Consider the following 16,710-nt stretch of genomic DNA (forward strand, 5'->3'; position numbering starts at 1 on the left):
GAAGGCCGTCAGGATTAAAACCCGCGGCCTTTTTTCATGTCCAGCAACTGGCCCGGACGGATTTTCGGGGATTTGCCGCCGCCGCCGCCATACTGGTCGTGGAACCGTTCGCGGCTGTGAAACTCTTCCTCGATCAATGCGTCAATATCCGGCATCTGGTCCAGCTTCATAAAGCGGGCCACGGCACCGAAAAAGTTGCAGCATTTTTCTTCCCAGTTGTAAATTTCGCGATCAATCGGGTCACCCTTCAGCCGGGCGTTTACGACATCCCAATCGGCTCCGACAACGGGCTTGCATTGGAACCAGATCACCTGCTGCATCGGTGGCTGGCCTTCGGCCGGGGTGTCATACATCAACTGGATTTCGGCTTCGCATTCGTTCGGGTCCATGCCCATGCGGATTTCCGCGCTGCACGTCGCCCCCGTGGCCGGGTCATACACGGTCAGCGGATAGGTCTCGTAAGGCGACAGCTCATAGCCAACGCCCAGACGGTCCATCATGTTGCGGAATGTTTCGCGCATAATTGTGATTATACTCCCGATCCGGTCAAAATACCCTGAAAACCGCCGGAATCATAGGGGGAAGGCGGTGTTTTACCGGGTTTAATCCTTTACCGTCGCGGTGCGGTGTTTCTTGTCGCGGAATTCCAGTGTGATGTCCGATCCTGTCTTCAGGGCGTCGGCATGCGATACGGGCAGCCCGCTTGCATCGCGCACCACGACAAACCCGCGATCCAGCACCCGTTCGAAGGACAGCGAATCCAGAACGCGCGCCGTGGCGGTCAATGTGCGGGCCTTGTCCGGGGTGATGGTCTGGGCCGCGCGGATCAGGCGCTCGGCCCGTTCGCTCAAGCGGCGTCCCGCATCCTCGACAATCTGGCGCGGGTGGCGAAGACCGGCGGCCAAACGGTCCAGCTTGGCTTTGCGGGCCTGCACCGCCTTGTCAAATGCGGCGTCCAGACGGTGAATGGCATGGTCGGCGGATTGGGTTTTGATCTGCAGCAATTTTTGCGGATCGCCCAGCCGCGCGGCCAGCGATGTCACACGTTCATGATGCCGGTCGGTGATGCGGTTCATGCCGCCCATCAAGCGGCGGGCATCATCCATGATCTGGGCCATCAATTCGGCCCGCACGGGCACGGCCATCTCGGCGGCCCCGGTGGGTGTGGGGGCGCGCATATCAGCGGCATAATCAATCAATGTCGTATCCGTTTCATGCCCCACCGCGGAAATCAGCGGGATGGAACAGGCGGCGGCGGCGCGCACGACGATTTCCTCGTTAAACGCCATCAAATCTTCCAGTGATCCGCCCCCACGGGCAACGATCACCACATCCGGGCGCGGCACGGACCCATCGTGCGGAAGCGCATCAAACCCGGCAATCGCCGCCGCAATTTGCGCGGCGGCATTATCGCCCTGCACCGCGACGGGCCACAATAAAACATGGCGCGGGAACCGGTCGTTCAGGCGGTGCATAATATCGCGGATCACCGCCCCCGTGGGCGAGGTCACCACGCCGATCACGGTCGGCAAAAATGGAATCGGTTTTTTGCGGGCGGCGTCGAACAGCCCCTCCGCCGCCAGTTTCTTGCGGCGGTCTTCCAGCATTTTCAGCAGCGCGCCTTCGCCCGCCAGCTCAATGGAATCGACAATAATCTGATAGCGCGATGATTTCGGATAGCTGGAAACCTTGCCGACGCACACCACATCCAGCCCGTCTTCGGGCCGGATAGACAGTTTCGAAAGATTGCCCTTCCAGCAGACGATATCAATGACCGCATCCGCATCCTTGATCGTGCCGTATAAATGGCCGGAGGAGGCGAGTTTCAAACCGGACAATTCCCCACGCACCCGCACGCGGCCAAATGTTTCTTCCAACGTTCGGCGCAACGCATTGGCCAGATCGGCCACGGTCATTTCAGGCGTGTTACCCAATCGTGATGTATCAGGTCCCACATCCGCCTTTTTTGCGGCGGGAATGGGGTCCCCAACGGGGGCCGGATTGGGTGGTGGATCGAACAGCGTACGATTGGTCATGGCGGGCATCTTAGGGTCTTCATCCCTGCTTGTCATTCCCGCGAAAGCGGGAATCCATACGTTTTTGCCCTTTGCGGGGATGCTGGTTGCCTGAGAATATGAAAATTCTGGCGTGACGGCCGGATTTTGCGCTATGACAACGGCCATGAACCGTCAAAAACGCCTCGATCTGTCCTTGGGGGACCCGCTGCTGCCGCTGCGCGGGGTGGCGGCCTATGCGTTTCGCATGGCTTCGCGGGATTTGAACAATTATTACAACATGATCCCCAGCTATAGCGGGCCGGGATCGGTGCGGGATGTGCTACACCCGGTGCGCGATTATTTCAGCGCGCGGGGGTTTCATGACCGGGGCTGGTCCGGCCTGACCACCGAAGAAATCCTGCCCACGGGGGGCGGCACGACGGAAGGGTTCGATCTGGCCCTGCGGATGTTGACCGCGGATGTGGTGGAACGGAATCGCCAGGGCGCGGTGATCAAACCCGCCATCCTGATGCCGGTGCCCACCTATGGCATGTTTATGGATGCGGCCAAGGCGGCGGGGTTCCATGTGGTGAAGGTGGGCCGCGATCTGGCCGCGGGTGGGGTGCTGCACCGTGATGCGGTGATTGCCGCCACCAATGACGCGCACAAGGCCGGATACCGCATCATCGCCTATTACGATTGCAACCCGCACAACCCGACGGGGTTGATCCGGGGCAAAGCGGAAACGGAACATCTGGCGGAGATATTCGAAGCCATCAACGCCCATTACGCGCAGCAGGATTTGGACGCTCTGTCGATCAACACCCGCTCCCGCCTGTGGGATCATGCGGGGACGCGTGTGACCATTATCGACGATATGGTTTATGACGGGCTGGAAATGGGGGGTGAAAAACCCTTTGGTTTCGCGCAATTGCCCGAAATGTATCGCGATACCATCACATTGTTTGGCCCGTCCAAGGCGGGGCTGGTGGGTCTGCGGGCCGGGGTGGCCATCGGCCCGCGTGAAAAAATCCGCGCCATGATGGGGATTGCGCGCCATGCCGGGTATTTCCCGCCCACGCCGGTGCTGCACGCGCTGGCCGCGTATTTCAATGATGATGCAAAATTTGCGGTGGTGCGGGATAAGCATTTGCTGCGCCTGAATGCGCAACATCGCATAAATCTTCTGCTGATGAAGGCGCTGGTGAACGGCATGGATACAATGCCCGAAGCCGATGATGCGGATCGTGCCAAAATGCTGCGCATCGTGATGAAGGAAACCGGGTTGGACCGGGCCGCATCACGCGCCCTGCTGACCCGCGGGATCAAGGGTGTACGGATTATCACAACGCCTCAGGCGGGGTTCTTCCACCTGTTGGATTGCGCGGGCCTGCGCGACCGCGAATATTCCAATGAATTTGTCCCCTATCGCGCCTTTATGGGGGTGGCCACGGCCCAGACGGAAGAAGCCATCGACCATGTTCTGGGGGGCGGGCAAAACCTGCAATTCGCCTATGGCAGCTGGGCCGGGTTGCCGACCCATTCCATGATTGTCCGCGTCACCTGCGCCATGCCGCACCAGGATATTGTGGAGACGGCCCGGCGGTTGGCGGCGGGCGTGAAGGATTTCAAACGGGTCAAGGTGCCCGCTCCTGTTCCCTCTCCCTCCGGGAGATAGGGGTGTCCATCATTATGGGAATCTGCGGCCCCCATTGCCGCTTTTTTTCAATCCTATAGACTCGTCGTCGAAGTCTTGAATGGAGATTCGATGATGACAGCCCTGCGCGCAATGACCCCCCCGAATGTGACCGACCATGATCTGGCCCCGTATCTGTACGCCGATGAAACCGTGCGCGTGAATACGCTGCTGGTCGATCTGGCGTGGAAGGCGGAACGGGCGGATCGTGTGGGCCAGGCGGCGGCCGATCTGGTCACACGCGTGCGTGCGGCGAAACGCAAGGCGGGCGAGCTGGAAGCCTTTATGCAGGAATATCGCCTGACCACGGATGAGGGGCTGGCGTTGATGGGCCTGGCCGAGGCTTTGCTGCGCGTGCCGGATGCAAAAACGGCGGACGCGTTGATCCGCGATAAAATCACCGCCGCCGACTGGGCCCCTGAAGGGGCCGTCAATGACTGGATGGTCAAGGCCACGGGGCTGGGCCTGAGCGTCACCAAGGCGACGCTGGAAAGCGTTGTGGCCAAGCTGGGCGAGCCGGTCATCCGCACCGCGATGGGACAGGCCATTCGCATTATGGGCCACCAATTCGTTCTGGGCCGCACGATTGATGAAGGCATGAAAAACGCGCAGGCCTATGAAGCCAAGGGCTATCGCATGTCCTATGACATGCTGGGCGAAGGCGCGCGCACGAGTGTAGACGCCGAACGGTATTTCAATGCGTATGTCTCCGCCCTCAACGTCATTGCCGCCAATGGCAAAACGGTCAATGGCGTCATGCCGGGCATTTCGGTGAAGCTCTCCGCCCTGCATCCGCGCTATCGCTATTCCCAGGCGGATCAATGCATTCCGGCCCTGACCGATAAATTGATGGATCTGGCGCGTGTGGCGGCGGCGAAGGATGTCGCCCTGACCGTGGATGCCGAGGAAGTTGAACGTCTGGAAATCTCGCTGGATATTATCGGGGCCGTGGCCGCCGATCCGTCGTTGAAACACTGGGACGGGCTGGGGTTGGCGGTGCAGGCCTATTCCAAACGCACCTATCCGCTGATCGACCGTCTGGCCACCATGGCGCGGGCGGAAAAACGCCGTTTATCCGTGCGTCTGGTCAAAGGGGCGTATTGGGACACCGAAATTAAACGGGCGCAGGTGATGGGCCTGCGCGATTACCCGGTCTTTACGCGCAAATGCAATACGGATTTGTCCTATCTGGCGTGCGCACAAAAATTGATCCAGAACCGCGATGTGTTTTACCCCATGCTGGCGACACACAATGCGCATACGGTGGCGGCGGTGCTGGATATGGTGCGTGAAAATGGTGGTGCGGCGACGGGGCCGTTCGAATTCCAACGCCTGCACGGCATGGGCGAAGCCCTCTATGACATCGTGCTGGATGATGCGAAGCAGAGCGAAAATGTCCGCGTCAGCATGTATGCCCCGGTGGGCACGCATGAAGATTTGCTGCCCTATCTGGTGCGGCGTTTGCTGGAAAACGGGGCGAACAGCTCGTTCGTCAACAAGCTGCTGGACCCGAAAGTCCCGGTGGCAGAGGCGGTGGAAGACCCGATTGCCGATGTCAAAAGCAATGAAACCCGTCGTCACCCGCGCATTCCCTTGCCCGTTGATCTGTACGGCATGGGGCGAAAAAACTCTGCCGGAATGGATTTAACCGACCCGGATTGTGTGGGGCCGTTGATCCCCGCGATGAAGGCGGCGGTGGATGATGTGGAATGGGTGGCGGCCCCGTTGATCGGCGGCAAACTGCACCGTGATGGCGCGATGATTCCGGTGACCAACCCGGCGCACCGCGACCATGTAGTGGGGCATGCGGTGTATGCCGGTGCCGACCATGTCAAACGGGCCTTTGAAACGGCGCGCCATGGCTTTGCGGTCTGGTCCGCAACCCCGACCCGCGACCGCGCGGCGTGCCTCGATCGTCTGGCCGACCTGATGCAGGATTATGCGATCCCTCTGATGGGGTTGTGCGTGCGTGAAGCGGGCAAAACCATGGATGACGCCGTGGCCGAATTGCGCGAAGCGATTGATTTCTGTCGCTATTACGCCATGCGCGGCCGCATTGATTTTGTTGATCATGGCCATGTCATGCCGGGGCCGACCGGGGAAAGCAACGTGCTGACCCTGCATGGGCGGGGCACTTTTGTGTGCATTTCCCCGTGGAATTTCCCGCTGGCCATTTTCATGGGACAGGTGTCGGCCGCTTTGATGGCGGGCAATGCCGTGATTGCGAAACCTGCCGAACAAACGCCGTTGATCGCGTCGCTGGCGGCGAAGCTGATCCATATGGCCGGGGTGCCGCATGATGCGTTTACCCTGTTGCCCGGTGATGGGCATGTCGGCGCGGCGTTGGTTGCGCACCCGGATGTGGCCGGTGTGGCCTTTACTGGGTCGACCGAAGTGGCCCGCCTGATCAACCGCGCCTTGGCGGCGAAAGACGGTCCGATTGTGCCGTTGATCGCCGAAACCGGCGGTCAAAATGCGATGATTGTTGATTCATCGGCCCTGCCGGAACAGGTGGTGGATGATGCGATGATCAGCGCCTTTGGCTCCGCCGGGCAACGCTGTTCCGCCCTGCGCGTCCTGTGTTTGCAGGATGATGTGGCGGATAAGATCATCACGATGCTGCGTGGTGCGATGGAACAAATCCGCATTGGTGATCCGATGGATATTCGCACCGATATTGGCCCGGTGATTGATGACGAAGCACGCCAGATTCTGGTGAAGCATCGCGCGTCGATTGAAGGCTTCGGCAAAATTGTCGCCGCGGCCCCGTTGCCGATAGGGGCGGAAAAACAGGGCACGTTCTTTGCGCCTGTGGCGTGCGAAATCAAATCCATCTCTGACCTGAAACGCGAAGTGTTCGGCCCGGTCCTGCACATCATCCGGTACAAGGCGGGTGAGCGGGATGCGATGTTGAAGGCGGTCAACGATACGGGCTATGGCCTGACATTCGGAATACACAGCCGTATTCAATCCACGATCGAGAATCTGGCCGCGGGGGCCCATGCGGGCAACGTGTACGTCAACCGCACCATGATCGGGGCCGTGGTTGGGGTGCAACCCTTTGGCGGACATGGACTTTCCGGTACGGGGCCCAAGGCGGGCGGGCCGTATTATCTGCCGCGTTTTGCAACGGAAAAGGTCATTTCGGTCAACACAACGGCCAGCGGCGGCAACGCCAGCTTGGTCAGTCTGGATGATTAACCTCTTCAACCCCAATCCTGATTTACAATAGGGATATGAACAAACCGCATCCAACATTGCAGTCCTTGACCAAAATCACACCCAGGGCCAAACGGGCAAACCGGGGTGTGCGGCTGCAATCCTTCAAATCGGGCAGCCTGCTGTTCAGCGCGGGTGAACCGCGCGACAACGCCTATCTGATTGAAAAGGGCACGGTCGATATTCTGGGCCCGGGCCCAGAGGGGCCGCAAAGCGTTCTGGCGCGGCTGGGTCCGGGGGACGTCTTTGGCGAAATGGCGCTGATTGATGGCGGCCTGCGCAGTGCCGCCGCCGTGGTGGCGACGGATGCCGAATTGTTTGTCATTCCGCGCGGCGCGCTTGGGGATCGTGTCCGTGAAATGGACCCGATTTTATCGCTGATGGTGGCGCTGCTGGTTGAACGGTATCGCACGGTACGGGTCAATTTGCCCGAATCCATCCGCCAGGATCAAATGTCCGCGGTGGCCCAGGCCCTGGACCGGGCCACGCATTACGAAATGCCCGAAGATGCGGCCCGCCTGTCCGAACTTTGGGGCCAGCGCGATAACGCGATCAAGGAATTAAAGCTGGAACAGGAATTGCGCCGCGGGATTGAAAAGGGGGAATTTATTCCGGCCCTGCAACCCATCGTGTCGTTGCCCGGCCGCCGTCTGGTGGGGTTTGAAACGCTGGTGCGGTGGAACCACCCGGATCGCGGCCTCGTGTTCCCCGATGAATTTATCCCGGCGGCGGAACGCACCAATCTGGTGCAGTTTATCGACCATATGATGCTGCAAAAGGCCTGTGAATTGATGCCGGACTTGCTGTCCGACATGGGCGGCGATGATGTGCCGTTGTTTATCAGTGTCAATTTGTCCGGGATCAATTTTGAAAATCTGGATATTATCCAGTCGGTCCGTGAAACCCTGATCCATAGCGGTGTTGATCCGCATCGGATCAAATTGGAAATCACGGAAAGTGCGCTGATCGACGATCCGGAAAAAACGGAACAGGTTTTGCGGGGCTTGCGCGCGTTGGGCGTGACCATCGCGCTGGATGATTTCGGCACGGGCTATTCTTCGCTGGGCTATCTGCACCGCTTCCCGATTGATTCGATCAAGGTGGACCGCTCCTTCGTCAGCCAGATGCACGATGCCCCGCGCAGCATTGATATCATCCGCGCCATCGTCGGCCTGGCCCACAACTTCAAAATGGATGTGGTGGCCGAAGGGTTGGAAACGGAACAGGATGTCCAGATGATCAACGCGCTGGGCTGTGAAATGGCGCAAGGCTATTTCTTCGCCAAACCCCTCATGCCCGCCCAGGCCCGTGAATTTGCCCAAGGGTTCGCGGTGCGCAAGCCGATCTGATCCGCTTTGCGAACAATTCTCAATTATTCAGTTTAATCAATGTGTTCTTGATCTGTGGCGATCCGTTGTTATCATGCTATCTGATTAAAATACCAATCAGGAGATGATCCGTTGAAACGCCTTGCCGATTTGAAAGAAGACGAAGTCCTTGCGCTGGCCATTTCCAGCGAGGAGGAAGATTCACAAATCTACAAGCACGTGGCCAACCGCCTGCGGACTGAATTCCCATCGACCGCGCAGATGTTCGATGAAATGGCGGCGGAGGAGCAGGATCATAAAAACATGCTGCTGACGCTGTTTAAAAAGCGTTTCGGCGACCAGCTTCCCTACATCACACGGCAGGACGTGCGCGGGTTTTTGAAACGCCGCCCGGTCTGGTTGATGGAAAACCTGCCCGTCGACACCATGCGCCGTCAGGCCGAAATTATGGAGATCGAGGCCTCCAACTTCTACGCCAAGGCGGCGGAACAGGCGAAGGATGTCGAGGTCCGCAAATTGCTGGGCGATCTGGCCCTGATCGAAAAGGGCCACGAAGCCCGCGCCGCCGATCTGGAAGAAAAAAACCTGCCCGAAGACATCAAGCACGAGGAAGCGCAAACCGCGCATCGTATGTTTGTGTTGCAAGTGGTCCAGCCCGGTCTGGCGGGGTTGATCGACGGCTCGATTTCAACGCTGGCACCAATTTTCGCGGCGGCCTTTGCCACGCATGATTCGCACAGTGCTTTCGTTGTCGGTCTGGCCGCGTCACTGGGCGCGGGGATCAGTATGGGCATCACCGAAGCCATGTCCGATGACGGTGAAATCACCGGCCGGGGCAGTCCGTGGCTGCGCGGTGGCGTATGCGGATTGATGACGGCGGTGGGCGGCCTGGGCCACACGCTGCCTTACCTGATCCATGATTTCTGGACGGCGACCTTTATCGCCGCGGTCGTGGTTGTGATCGAATTATGGGCGATTTCGTGGATTCGCTGGAAATACATGGACACGCCGTTCCATTCGGCCTCCGTCCAGGTGGTGCTGGGCGGGGCGCTGGTCCTGCTGACCGGTATTTTGATCGGCAGTTCGTAAGGGTTTTACGACTTCTTGCAGTAAAGCAAAGCCAGATAAGGCGGCATGTTATTGTGCGCCGTTGCCGCGCCCGTGCTTTCCATCAGCGTGGTGCCACTGGTGCCCAGGGTCGATAAATCGGTTGTGCGGGCCACGGCCCCGACGGTGCTGAGGCTCAGCGTGACGGTTTCCGCTCCGCCGGTATTCCCGCGGTTATAGGTTGCCCCGTCGGCCCCGACAATCATGCGGCCATTGGCATTGGCAAAGGGCACCCATCCATCCGGACATGCGCTCAGGTCAAAGGCCATCACGGCCCCGTCGGGGATGCCGATGCCCAACGCCGTTGTGGCGCGGATGCGGATAAAATCATCGTACAGGTTGGCGTTGCTGCCCGTGCTGCGGATTGTGGTGCTGACGAATGTTGCATCATCATCGCAGTTTTCGGTTTCCCGCGCCCCGGCGGTGCAGGCAAAGCGCCCCGTGCCCGATGCGCTATAGGCCCCGGCATTGTTTTCACCGTGGCTGTTGATGACGTAATGGGCGGTGCCCGCCGCGGGGAAGGTGACAACCGGGTTGCCAGCCGCATCATTGACGAAAATGGCCCCTTCATCGCGGTTATACGTGGTGGGGTGGGCCAACGATTCCGTCACGGCATAGGTAAACCGCCCGCCCCACGCATCGCGGATGAAATCGTCCGGCAGATTGAGCGTGCGCACCGGCACGGCCCCGATGCGGACCAGCCGTCCGCCGCGCCCGCCCCCGGCGGCGATGGTTTCATTGGCGGCCGGGGCCACCGTGTTGCATCCGTTTTCAGAAATTTCCACGCCGAAATTGGCGGTGTCCGGCGCGTCGTTCAGGCGCGCGGGGCAGGGATAGCGGCCATTCAGGCTGAGGAACAATTGCAGGGCCTCATCAATCTGGTCCAGCCGTTCCTGCGTCGTATTGATCTCGGTTTTTTTCAGATAGCTGAGCAACATGGTCGATGCCGTGGCCAGCAAAAGGCCGCCGATCAGCATGACAATCGCCACTTCCACCAGTGTAAAACCGCGTTCGCGGATGTTCGGGTGGTGCGCCATCGTAATCTCCCCGGTCTTCTCAAGACCAAATTGATGAATAAAAACCAGAAGTTACGCATTTAGATCAATTTTTACGCAAGTTTAATCAAAAGTATATATGATTGTTGGTTGAGAGGGCGTTAATGGGGGATACGGTCATGCAGGGTCATGAAAACCGGTCTGCGTGCAAATCTGATAATCGTGCCCATTGGAAATCGCAGGCGGGGTTCTCCCTGCTGGCGATGGCCTTTTTGATGATTATTCTGGGCGGTGTCGTCGCGGTCGGCGGGTCCTTGTACCAGGTCTGGTCCGAACAGAAAGGGTCGTCAACCACTCAGGCGCGGATGGAATATATCCAGGATGCGCTAGCCAGTTTTGCGGCCCATCATGGACGGTATCCGTGCCCGGCCCGTCTGACCGACCCGTTTGATACCGCCAATTTTGGCGTGGAAATTTCCGATAATTGCGCCACTGACCTGACCGCTCCGGCGGGCACGACCCGTGTGGCCAGCGAAGATGCGACCAAAGGCTTTATCCGCATTGGTGCGGTGCCGGTGCGCACGCTGAATATTCCCGATGAATATGTGGCGGACGGCTATAACCGCCGTCTGGTCTATGCCGTGACCGAAGTTTACACCGAAGACGGCGCGCCCTTGGCCGAGGACAGAGGCGCAATCCGCATCGAAGATGCGGCGGGTAACAGCGCCACATCCAAACCCAACAATATCGTGCAGGTGGTCTACAGCATGGGCTGGGACGATAACGGGGCCTATACCGATAACGGCGCCATCGTCGCGGCCTGTGATGCGGGCAAGAAATCCGGCATTAACTGCGACATTGCCGACAATGCGGTGTTTATGAACACCATGGAAAAATCATCCAACCCGTCCGACCCGTTTGTGTCGCGTGTGGCCTATCGCCCCAGCAAGACCGTTGTGGCGTGCGAAGATAAGGGCCTGAAAATCCCCAAAGATACCGCGTTTTTGATCGACACCAGCGGCAGTATGGCCAGCAAGGCCAATGGTTGCCCGGCCGAGGTTGGGAAGAATTGTACCCGGATGGATGTGGCCCACTGGGCCATGCGCCGCGTGATGCCGGCGCGGCTTTATTCCAACACGCTGAACAAAAGCCCCGGTGATACGATTATGACCGGGTTTACCAATAAACAATGGCTCAAGGACGTGAATCCGGTTTTGAGCTCAACATGGAAAGACCGGATTTTCGACAAGGCCCCGACCGACGGGTCCGTCTATGTCCCGCCCAAGGACGATGAAATGATGGCCGATCTGGAGGGGGATTTGTCCAAAATGTGCCCATCGGGTGGTACGCCGCTGGGGTCGCACATGATGGGCCTGGCGGATCAGATCAAGGCGCACAAGCCGGATGGTTATGTCGATAACCCGGATTTTCCGGATAAAATCACCATCATTTCCGACGGGGAAAATAACGGCGGCGAAGACCCGATGTCCCTGCTGGCCACGTTGAAGGCCAAGCACCCGAATATTCAGGTCGATGTGATCGATGTGGTGGGCAACCCCAGCCTGCAAAAAATTTCCCAGGAAACGGGCGGGGCCTATTACCGGTCGAACAACCCGGATGAATTGCTGGACGCCCTGTATAAATCCGCCGGGATCTGCAAGCCCTATACCCCGGCCACGGTGGTGGATAAGCTGTATTGTAAATAAGCGGGCGTGACCGCCGGCTTATTTTTTCCGTTTTGCTGCAAAGAAATCCTTGAGAATCTGACCGCATGGTTCGGCCAGAACCCCGCCGGTCACGTCCGGGCGGTGGTGGCAGGTGGGTTGGGTAAAGAACTGGCCGCCATGGTCGATGCCGCCCCCTTTGGGGTCTGGCGCGCCATAAACCACGCGGCGGATGCGGGCAAAGCTGATCGCCGCCGCGCACATGGCGCAGGGTTCCAGCGTCACATACAAATCACAGGCGGGAATGCGCTGGGCTCCGGCGGTTTTACACCCGTCCCGGATCACCATGATTTCGGCGTGGGCCGTGGGGTCGGCTCGTTCGATGGTGGCATTGCCGCCCCGGGCGACAATCTCGCCGGTTTCCACGTCGACCAGCACCGCCCCAATCGGGACTTCGTTCCGGGCGGCGGCTTTCCGCGCTTCGTCCAGCGCGGCCTGCATATAATGGTCGTCGGGTTTCATGGTCATGGCTGGGGTTCTACCACAAAGCTGTGCGGGGACAAAGACGGACACGGAATGCTTCGTGTTCCTTTGTGGCGTGGTCCCTTTGTGCTACATAATTCCACGAACAACCAAAACGCCCATCGGCCAAAGAGAACACCATAATGAACGACACCCCAAAAGACGGCGAACGGATTGCCAAGGTCATGGCGCGGGCGGGCCTGTGTTCCCGGCGCGAGGCGGAAAGCTGGATCACCGCGGGCCGTGTCCGGGTGAATGGCAAAACGCTGGATTCCCCCGCCTGCCTGGTCGGGCCGGATGATCAGGTGGTGGTCGATAACAAACCCCTGCCCACGGCGCAGGCCACCCGCCTGTTCCTGTACCATAAACCTGCCGGTCTGGTGACCTCGGCCCGGGACGAATTGGGCCGCCCCACGGTGTTCGATATGCTGCCCCCGGCCATGCCCCGGGTGGTCAGTGTCGGGCGGCTGGATTTGACGACCGAAGGTCTGTTGTTGCTGACCAATGATGGGGGCTTGTCCCGCCATCTGGAATTACCGGCCACCGGATGGAAACGCCGGTATCGTGTACGTGTGTACGGGACCGTGAATGAAAAGAAACTGATCGGGTTAAAGGACGGCATTACGGTCGATGGTGTGCGGTATGGCGCGATCGAGGCCACGCTGGAAGAGGCACAGACCAAGGCCAATAGTTGGTTGTCCGTCACCCTGACTGAAGGCAAAAACCGCGAAATTCGGCGCGTGATGGAAGCGCTCGATTTGCAGGTGACGCGCCTGATCCGGGTGTCGTATGGCCCGTTCCGTCTGGGCAAGCTGAACGAAGGCGCGGTGGAGGAAGTTCCCTTGGCCGCCCTGCGCGAGCTGATCCCGACATACTTTAACCCGGGGGCCGCGCAGACGGATACGGACATTGACGGTGTTGATGCCGCCCCGCGTACAGCCCGCACGCATACGGGCGCGGCCCCGGCCAAGAACGCCGCCAGCCGCAAAGGCTGGGCCAAGGCCAAGCCAGACACCAAGGTCAAGCCGCGAAAAACCCGAAAACCTGCCGGGAAAGCTGGTGGTCCCGGCGGAAAACCCACCGGTGGTCGATCAGGTAAGCGGCCGTAATTCCGATCATGCGATGTATGTGTGCCGTATGCGTACGAAGCTGCGGGTTACCGGCGGAATTGGGGGGCTGGCGCTCCCTGTCTGGCCGTGGCTAAAAGCCGGACTTTCTGCTGAATGACGCCCATGGCTTTGCATTGCTTGATGAAATCCTGATAGGGCAAAGTCCGCATTTTTTGCGGCAGGAAGGCGGACATGATGGTGTACGCCTCTTCACAATGCGCCAGATCGGTAGGATCAAACCCGATCTCGTTGATCAGGCGGTTTTTATTGTAGCTTTCCGCAACAATGGCGCGCTTTTTGTCAATATCCTGCCAGTGAACCCTGATTTTTCCTGTGTTAATGGCGTCTATCAGCCAGTCTGCGGCTTTTTGCAGGGCGGAATGCGGTGCTTTGTTCCATTCTTTTTTGTTTTGGTTCTGGGACAATGAGATCGCCCCATCGCGCGCCTTCTTTTCACGCAGATCCAGTGTGGAATGATGCTGTGTTCCGTTCGGTTCGGTGAAGGACAGATGCAGGATATGGGCTCCATTTTCAATACAGTTATGGGCATATCCACCAACGCAATGGTGCATACGGCTGCCCTCGGTTTCCAAATCCTGTTTTGTGGTCAGGGGCGTGCACTGAACCCCGTTTGGGGCCGTCATGGCGGGGATTAAGGCGGGCCAGGCCAGGTCGTCGGCCACGGCAATTGAACGCAATCGTGCGTTCACGGTGTCCAGGCGGTCGTGCCAGGTCCGTGATCCGCTGACCAGATCGGCGACGGTAAACATGCCCATGAAGGCGCTGCGGACCTGGTTGTCCTGAAAAATACTCTGGGCCTCGCGCGTGGCCGTTTCATTCCCGCTCTGCTGTATTCTGGAGACGATCAGAGGCAGCAAAATGACTTTCTGGATCTTGGTGACGAAGTCGCTGATATTTTGCCAGTCTGTTTTTTTCTGCGGGTTTTTCAAACTGTAATTCACCAGAGCCTGCCGTGGCATGTGTGTATAACCCTCGGCGCGCGCAATATTGCCGCACAGTTCGTCAAAACGCCTCCATTCAGGGGCGTTTTTGGGATAATGTTCGCGGCTGAACTGCGGAAGAAATGCCAGCCGTTCTGTTAAAACTTTCAAAGAATAGCGGTCAAAAACCTGGTCGTTCGCACCATGGTACGGGGCCAGGTAACGGGGTGGGACGGGGGCGGTGGCCCCGCTTGCAAAAACCTCTTTCAAGGCCGTCGGGGCAGAGGCTCCGTTATCAATCGACCGGGTGAGGGTTTTTTGGTTTTCGATCTGGTGCTTGATCGTCGCGTGGTTTTGGCTGTTGCGGCGTTGGGCCCGATTGAACGTTTCGTCCCAGCCCTGCGCCTCTGTAAACAGCCGCATAAGACCGGGATAGCTGGCATAGGCCCCGATCCGTTTATCCTGAATGACGGGGTCGTTCTGTTTGGTTAACCATTGATAATCCCGCAAGCCGGATTCCCGGTTGAGGAGGACGGCCCGCAGGGCTGTGCGATTGAGCATGGAAAGTAAGGTATAGCGCGCGGATTGGAGCCATTTATGCTCAACCATCTGGATGACGTCGTCCAGTTCGTTCTGGCGGATCGTTATAGATGTGCCATAACTGTGTGCCAGATCACGCAACGCCTTGTGTAGATAGGATGCGGGGCTGATTTGCCCATGATACCGACTGTCGGGCAGGGTAAAAATTTTGGCAAATTCTGTTCGGTCATAATCATGGATTTCTTTACCATAGCGTGGTGTTCCCTGCAGGGAAATCTCACCACGCATCATTTTTAAAAAATAATGGATGGCCTCGTCGTAACTTTTTTTACCGTTGTTTTTGTCCAGGCCGAATTTGAAGACGGACAAGCCCCCATGCGGGCCTGTTAGAAACAGGCGAACCCTCGATGTTTTAAACAAGGCGGCTTTTTTCTTGTTGCCGTTCTGTCTGGAGAGTTTCAGTTCGCTATAGGGCAGGATCAACAGTGCGCTGCCATCTGTGGATTGGTGCGATTGGGGGATTGTCTGGCTTTCCCATTGTTGCAGGATGGCGCGGATTGTGTTGGCGGCGGCGCTCCGGTCAACCAGTTCGCCTGTCCGGGCGTTTTCGCTCATGTCGGCGACGATTTTTTGTGTAAAATCATCAATGTCCCGCGCCGCCGAATTTAATAGGCGATTGGCTTTGTTTTGATATAACGTGCCTGACATAACGAGCCTCGTCTTATGAATAAAGAAAAACGTTATGAAAAAAAGAGAGCGATGTCCAACTTAAACGTTCGTTTCATGAAAAAAAATGACACCGGTTCTGCTCACCTTACGCGGGGGATGGGCTTGGCGCCCGTTGCCCGTCGATGAGCGTTCGTATCACCGGCGGTGAATTTCGCGGGCGTGTACTGCAGGCGCCAACAGGTACGCATGTACGCCCAACGGGGGACCGGAACCGGCAGGCGATTTTCAATATGTTGAACGCCCCGCGCTGGCTGGATGATCTGATGCCCGGGACGGATTTTGATCTGGATGGGGCCGTCGTGCTGGATGGTTTTGCCGGAACCGGGGCACTGGGGGTTGAGGCCCTGTCCCGCGGCGCGGCGTACGCCGTGTTTTTTGAGAAGGATCGCGCTGTCGCGGGGCTGTGCCGTAACAATCTGGAATCATTGAAAATTACGGATCGTACGTCGCTGTATGTCCGGGATTCGACCAAGCCGGGCACGCGTCCGGCGGATGTCCCGCCGGCGACTCTGGTCTTCCTCGACCCGCCGTATCGACAGGGTCTGGTGCCTAGGGCGCTGGGCTCGCTGGCTGCGGGTGGGTGGATGGCCCCAGGGGCGATCGCAGTCCTTGAGACTGAAAATACGGTGCCAGCCGATGAACTGGTGCAATCGCTGTCAGGTGTACGTATTTTGGATGAGCGGGCGTATGGTCTGACCCTGTTTCGCTTTGTTCAATATTGTGGCTGAACCCATGGCCGGCCTTGAAGTTGAACGCGCTGAACAGCGTGGTCAGCGAACGGGCGAGCGTAATGCTGGGGCGGACATCCTGCCGCTTCATGGCCTTTTCAATCGCACGCGTTCCGTACACATACCCCGGATCTG

General features: G+C 58.5%; 12 protein-coding genes. 7 read left to right on the plus strand and 5 right to left on the minus strand.

The window, feature by feature from the left end:
• Positions 1-14 precede the first annotated feature (14 nt).
• Both A11S_RS00955 and xseA read right to left on the minus strand, forming a co-directional pair.
• Positions 15-521 carry a hypothetical protein gene (locus A11S_RS00955; protein ID WP_015466597.1) on the minus strand — a complete coding sequence of 169 codons (507 nt, stop codon included), beginning with the start codon at positions 519-521 and terminating at the stop codon, positions 15-17.
• Positions 522-602: 81 nt separating this feature from the next.
• Entirely contained in the window at positions 603-2,036 is a 1,434-nt protein-coding gene (xseA, locus tag A11S_RS00960; RefSeq protein ID WP_235067890.1) for an exodeoxyribonuclease VII large subunit, read from the minus strand.
• Between the two features lie 133 nt (positions 2,037-2,169).
• Here xseA and A11S_RS00965 point away from each other — a divergent pair, with 133 nt between their 5' ends.
• From A11S_RS00965 to mbfA, 4 genes are all read left to right on the plus strand, one after another.
• Entirely contained in the window at positions 2,170-3,675 is a 1,506-nt protein-coding gene (locus tag A11S_RS00965; RefSeq protein WP_015466599.1) for a pyridoxal phosphate-dependent aminotransferase, read from the plus strand.
• A gap of 93 nt (positions 3,676-3,768) precedes the next feature.
• Complete coding sequence (gene putA / locus A11S_RS00970; protein WP_015466601.1) at positions 3,769-6,894, plus strand: bifunctional proline dehydrogenase/L-glutamate gamma-semialdehyde dehydrogenase PutA; 3,126 nt, start codon at positions 3,769-3,771, stop codon at positions 6,892-6,894.
• Positions 6,895-6,929: 35 nt separating this feature from the next.
• Positions 6,930-8,261, plus strand: a complete 1,332-nt coding sequence (locus tag A11S_RS00975; protein WP_081604736.1) for an EAL domain-containing protein — start codon at positions 6,930-6,932, stop codon at positions 8,259-8,261.
• A 111-nt stretch (positions 8,262-8,372) separates the two neighbouring features.
• Positions 8,373-9,329 carry an iron exporter MbfA gene (gene mbfA, locus A11S_RS00980; protein ID WP_015466603.1) on the plus strand — a complete coding sequence of 319 codons (957 nt, stop codon included), beginning with the start codon at positions 8,373-8,375 and terminating at the stop codon, positions 9,327-9,329.
• 5 nt (positions 9,330-9,334) lie between these two features.
• Here mbfA and A11S_RS00985 read toward each other — a convergent pair whose 3' ends face one another.
• Positions 9,335-10,384, minus strand: coding sequence for a prepilin-type N-terminal cleavage/methylation domain-containing protein (locus A11S_RS00985; RefSeq protein WP_015466604.1), 1,050 nt, complete (start codon positions 10,382-10,384; stop codon positions 9,335-9,337).
• A 137-nt stretch (positions 10,385-10,521) separates the two neighbouring features.
• Here A11S_RS00985 and A11S_RS00990 point away from each other — a divergent pair, with 137 nt between their 5' ends.
• On the plus strand, positions 10,522-12,048 hold the full coding sequence (locus tag A11S_RS00990) for a vWA domain-containing protein (protein WP_235067894.1): 1,527 nt from the start codon (positions 10,522-10,524) through the stop codon (positions 12,046-12,048).
• Positions 12,049-12,066: 18 nt separating this feature from the next.
• On the opposite strand, the gene A11S_RS00995 is transcribed toward A11S_RS00990, so the two are convergent.
• Entirely contained in the window at positions 12,067-12,534 is a 468-nt protein-coding gene (locus A11S_RS00995) for a nucleoside deaminase (protein ID WP_015466606.1), read from the minus strand.
• A 137-nt stretch (positions 12,535-12,671) separates the two neighbouring features.
• Between A11S_RS00995 and A11S_RS01000 the strand changes: the two genes are divergently transcribed.
• Positions 12,672-13,637: a pseudouridine synthase gene (locus A11S_RS01000; protein WP_015466607.1), complete on the plus strand. Its 966-nt coding sequence runs from the start codon at positions 12,672-12,674 to the stop codon at positions 13,635-13,637.
• A gap of 47 nt (positions 13,638-13,684) precedes the next feature.
• Here A11S_RS01000 and A11S_RS01005 read toward each other — a convergent pair whose 3' ends face one another.
• Positions 13,685-15,826, minus strand: coding sequence for a PcfJ domain-containing protein (locus tag A11S_RS01005; RefSeq protein ID WP_015466608.1), 2,142 nt, complete (start codon positions 15,824-15,826; stop codon positions 13,685-13,687).
• Positions 15,827-15,969: 143 nt separating this feature from the next.
• Between A11S_RS01005 and rsmD the strand changes: the two genes are divergently transcribed.
• Positions 15,970-16,575: a 16S rRNA (guanine(966)-N(2))-methyltransferase RsmD gene (gene rsmD, locus A11S_RS11750; RefSeq protein WP_081604737.1), complete on the plus strand. Its 606-nt coding sequence runs from the start codon at positions 15,970-15,972 to the stop codon at positions 16,573-16,575.
• Positions 16,576-16,710 lie beyond the last annotated feature (135 nt).

It is taken from the genome of Micavibrio aeruginosavorus EPB, assembly GCF_000348745.1.
Lineage (GTDB): Bacteria > Pseudomonadota > Alphaproteobacteria > Micavibrionales > Micavibrionaceae > Micavibrio > Micavibrio aeruginosavorus_A.

Bases quoted from the DNA above. Each gene is read 5' to 3' on its own strand.
- A11S_RS01005 (WP_015466608.1), bottom strand. From the start codon at position 15,826: ATGTCAGGCACGTTATATCAAAACAAAGCCAATCGCCTATTAAATTCG.
- A11S_RS00990 (WP_235067894.1), top strand. From the start codon at position 10,522: ATGCAGGGTCATGAAAACCGGTCTGCGTGCAAATCTGATAATCGTGCC.
- A11S_RS00965 (WP_015466599.1), top strand. From the start codon at position 2,170: ATGACAACGGCCATGAACCGTCAAAAACGCCTCGATCTGTCCTTGGGG.
- A11S_RS00995 (WP_015466606.1), bottom strand. From the start codon at position 12,534: ATGACCATGAAACCCGACGACCATTATATGCAGGCCGCGCTGGACGAA.
- rsmD (WP_081604737.1), top strand. From the start codon at position 15,970: ATGAGCGTTCGTATCACCGGCGGTGAATTTCGCGGGCGTGTACTGCAG.
- putA (WP_015466601.1), top strand. From the start codon at position 3,769: ATGACAGCCCTGCGCGCAATGACCCCCCCGAATGTGACCGACCATGAT.
- A11S_RS00955 (WP_015466597.1), bottom strand. From the start codon at position 521: ATGCGCGAAACATTCCGCAACATGATGGACCGTCTGGGCGTTGGCTAT.
- A11S_RS00975 (WP_081604736.1), top strand. From the start codon at position 6,930: ATGAACAAACCGCATCCAACATTGCAGTCCTTGACCAAAATCACACCC.
- A11S_RS00985 (WP_015466604.1), bottom strand. From the start codon at position 10,384: ATGGCGCACCACCCGAACATCCGCGAACGCGGTTTTACACTGGTGGAA.
- A11S_RS01000 (WP_015466607.1), top strand. From the start codon at position 12,672: ATGAACGACACCCCAAAAGACGGCGAACGGATTGCCAAGGTCATGGCG.
- xseA (WP_235067890.1), bottom strand. From the start codon at position 2,036: ATGACCAATCGTACGCTGTTCGATCCACCACCCAATCCGGCCCCCGTT.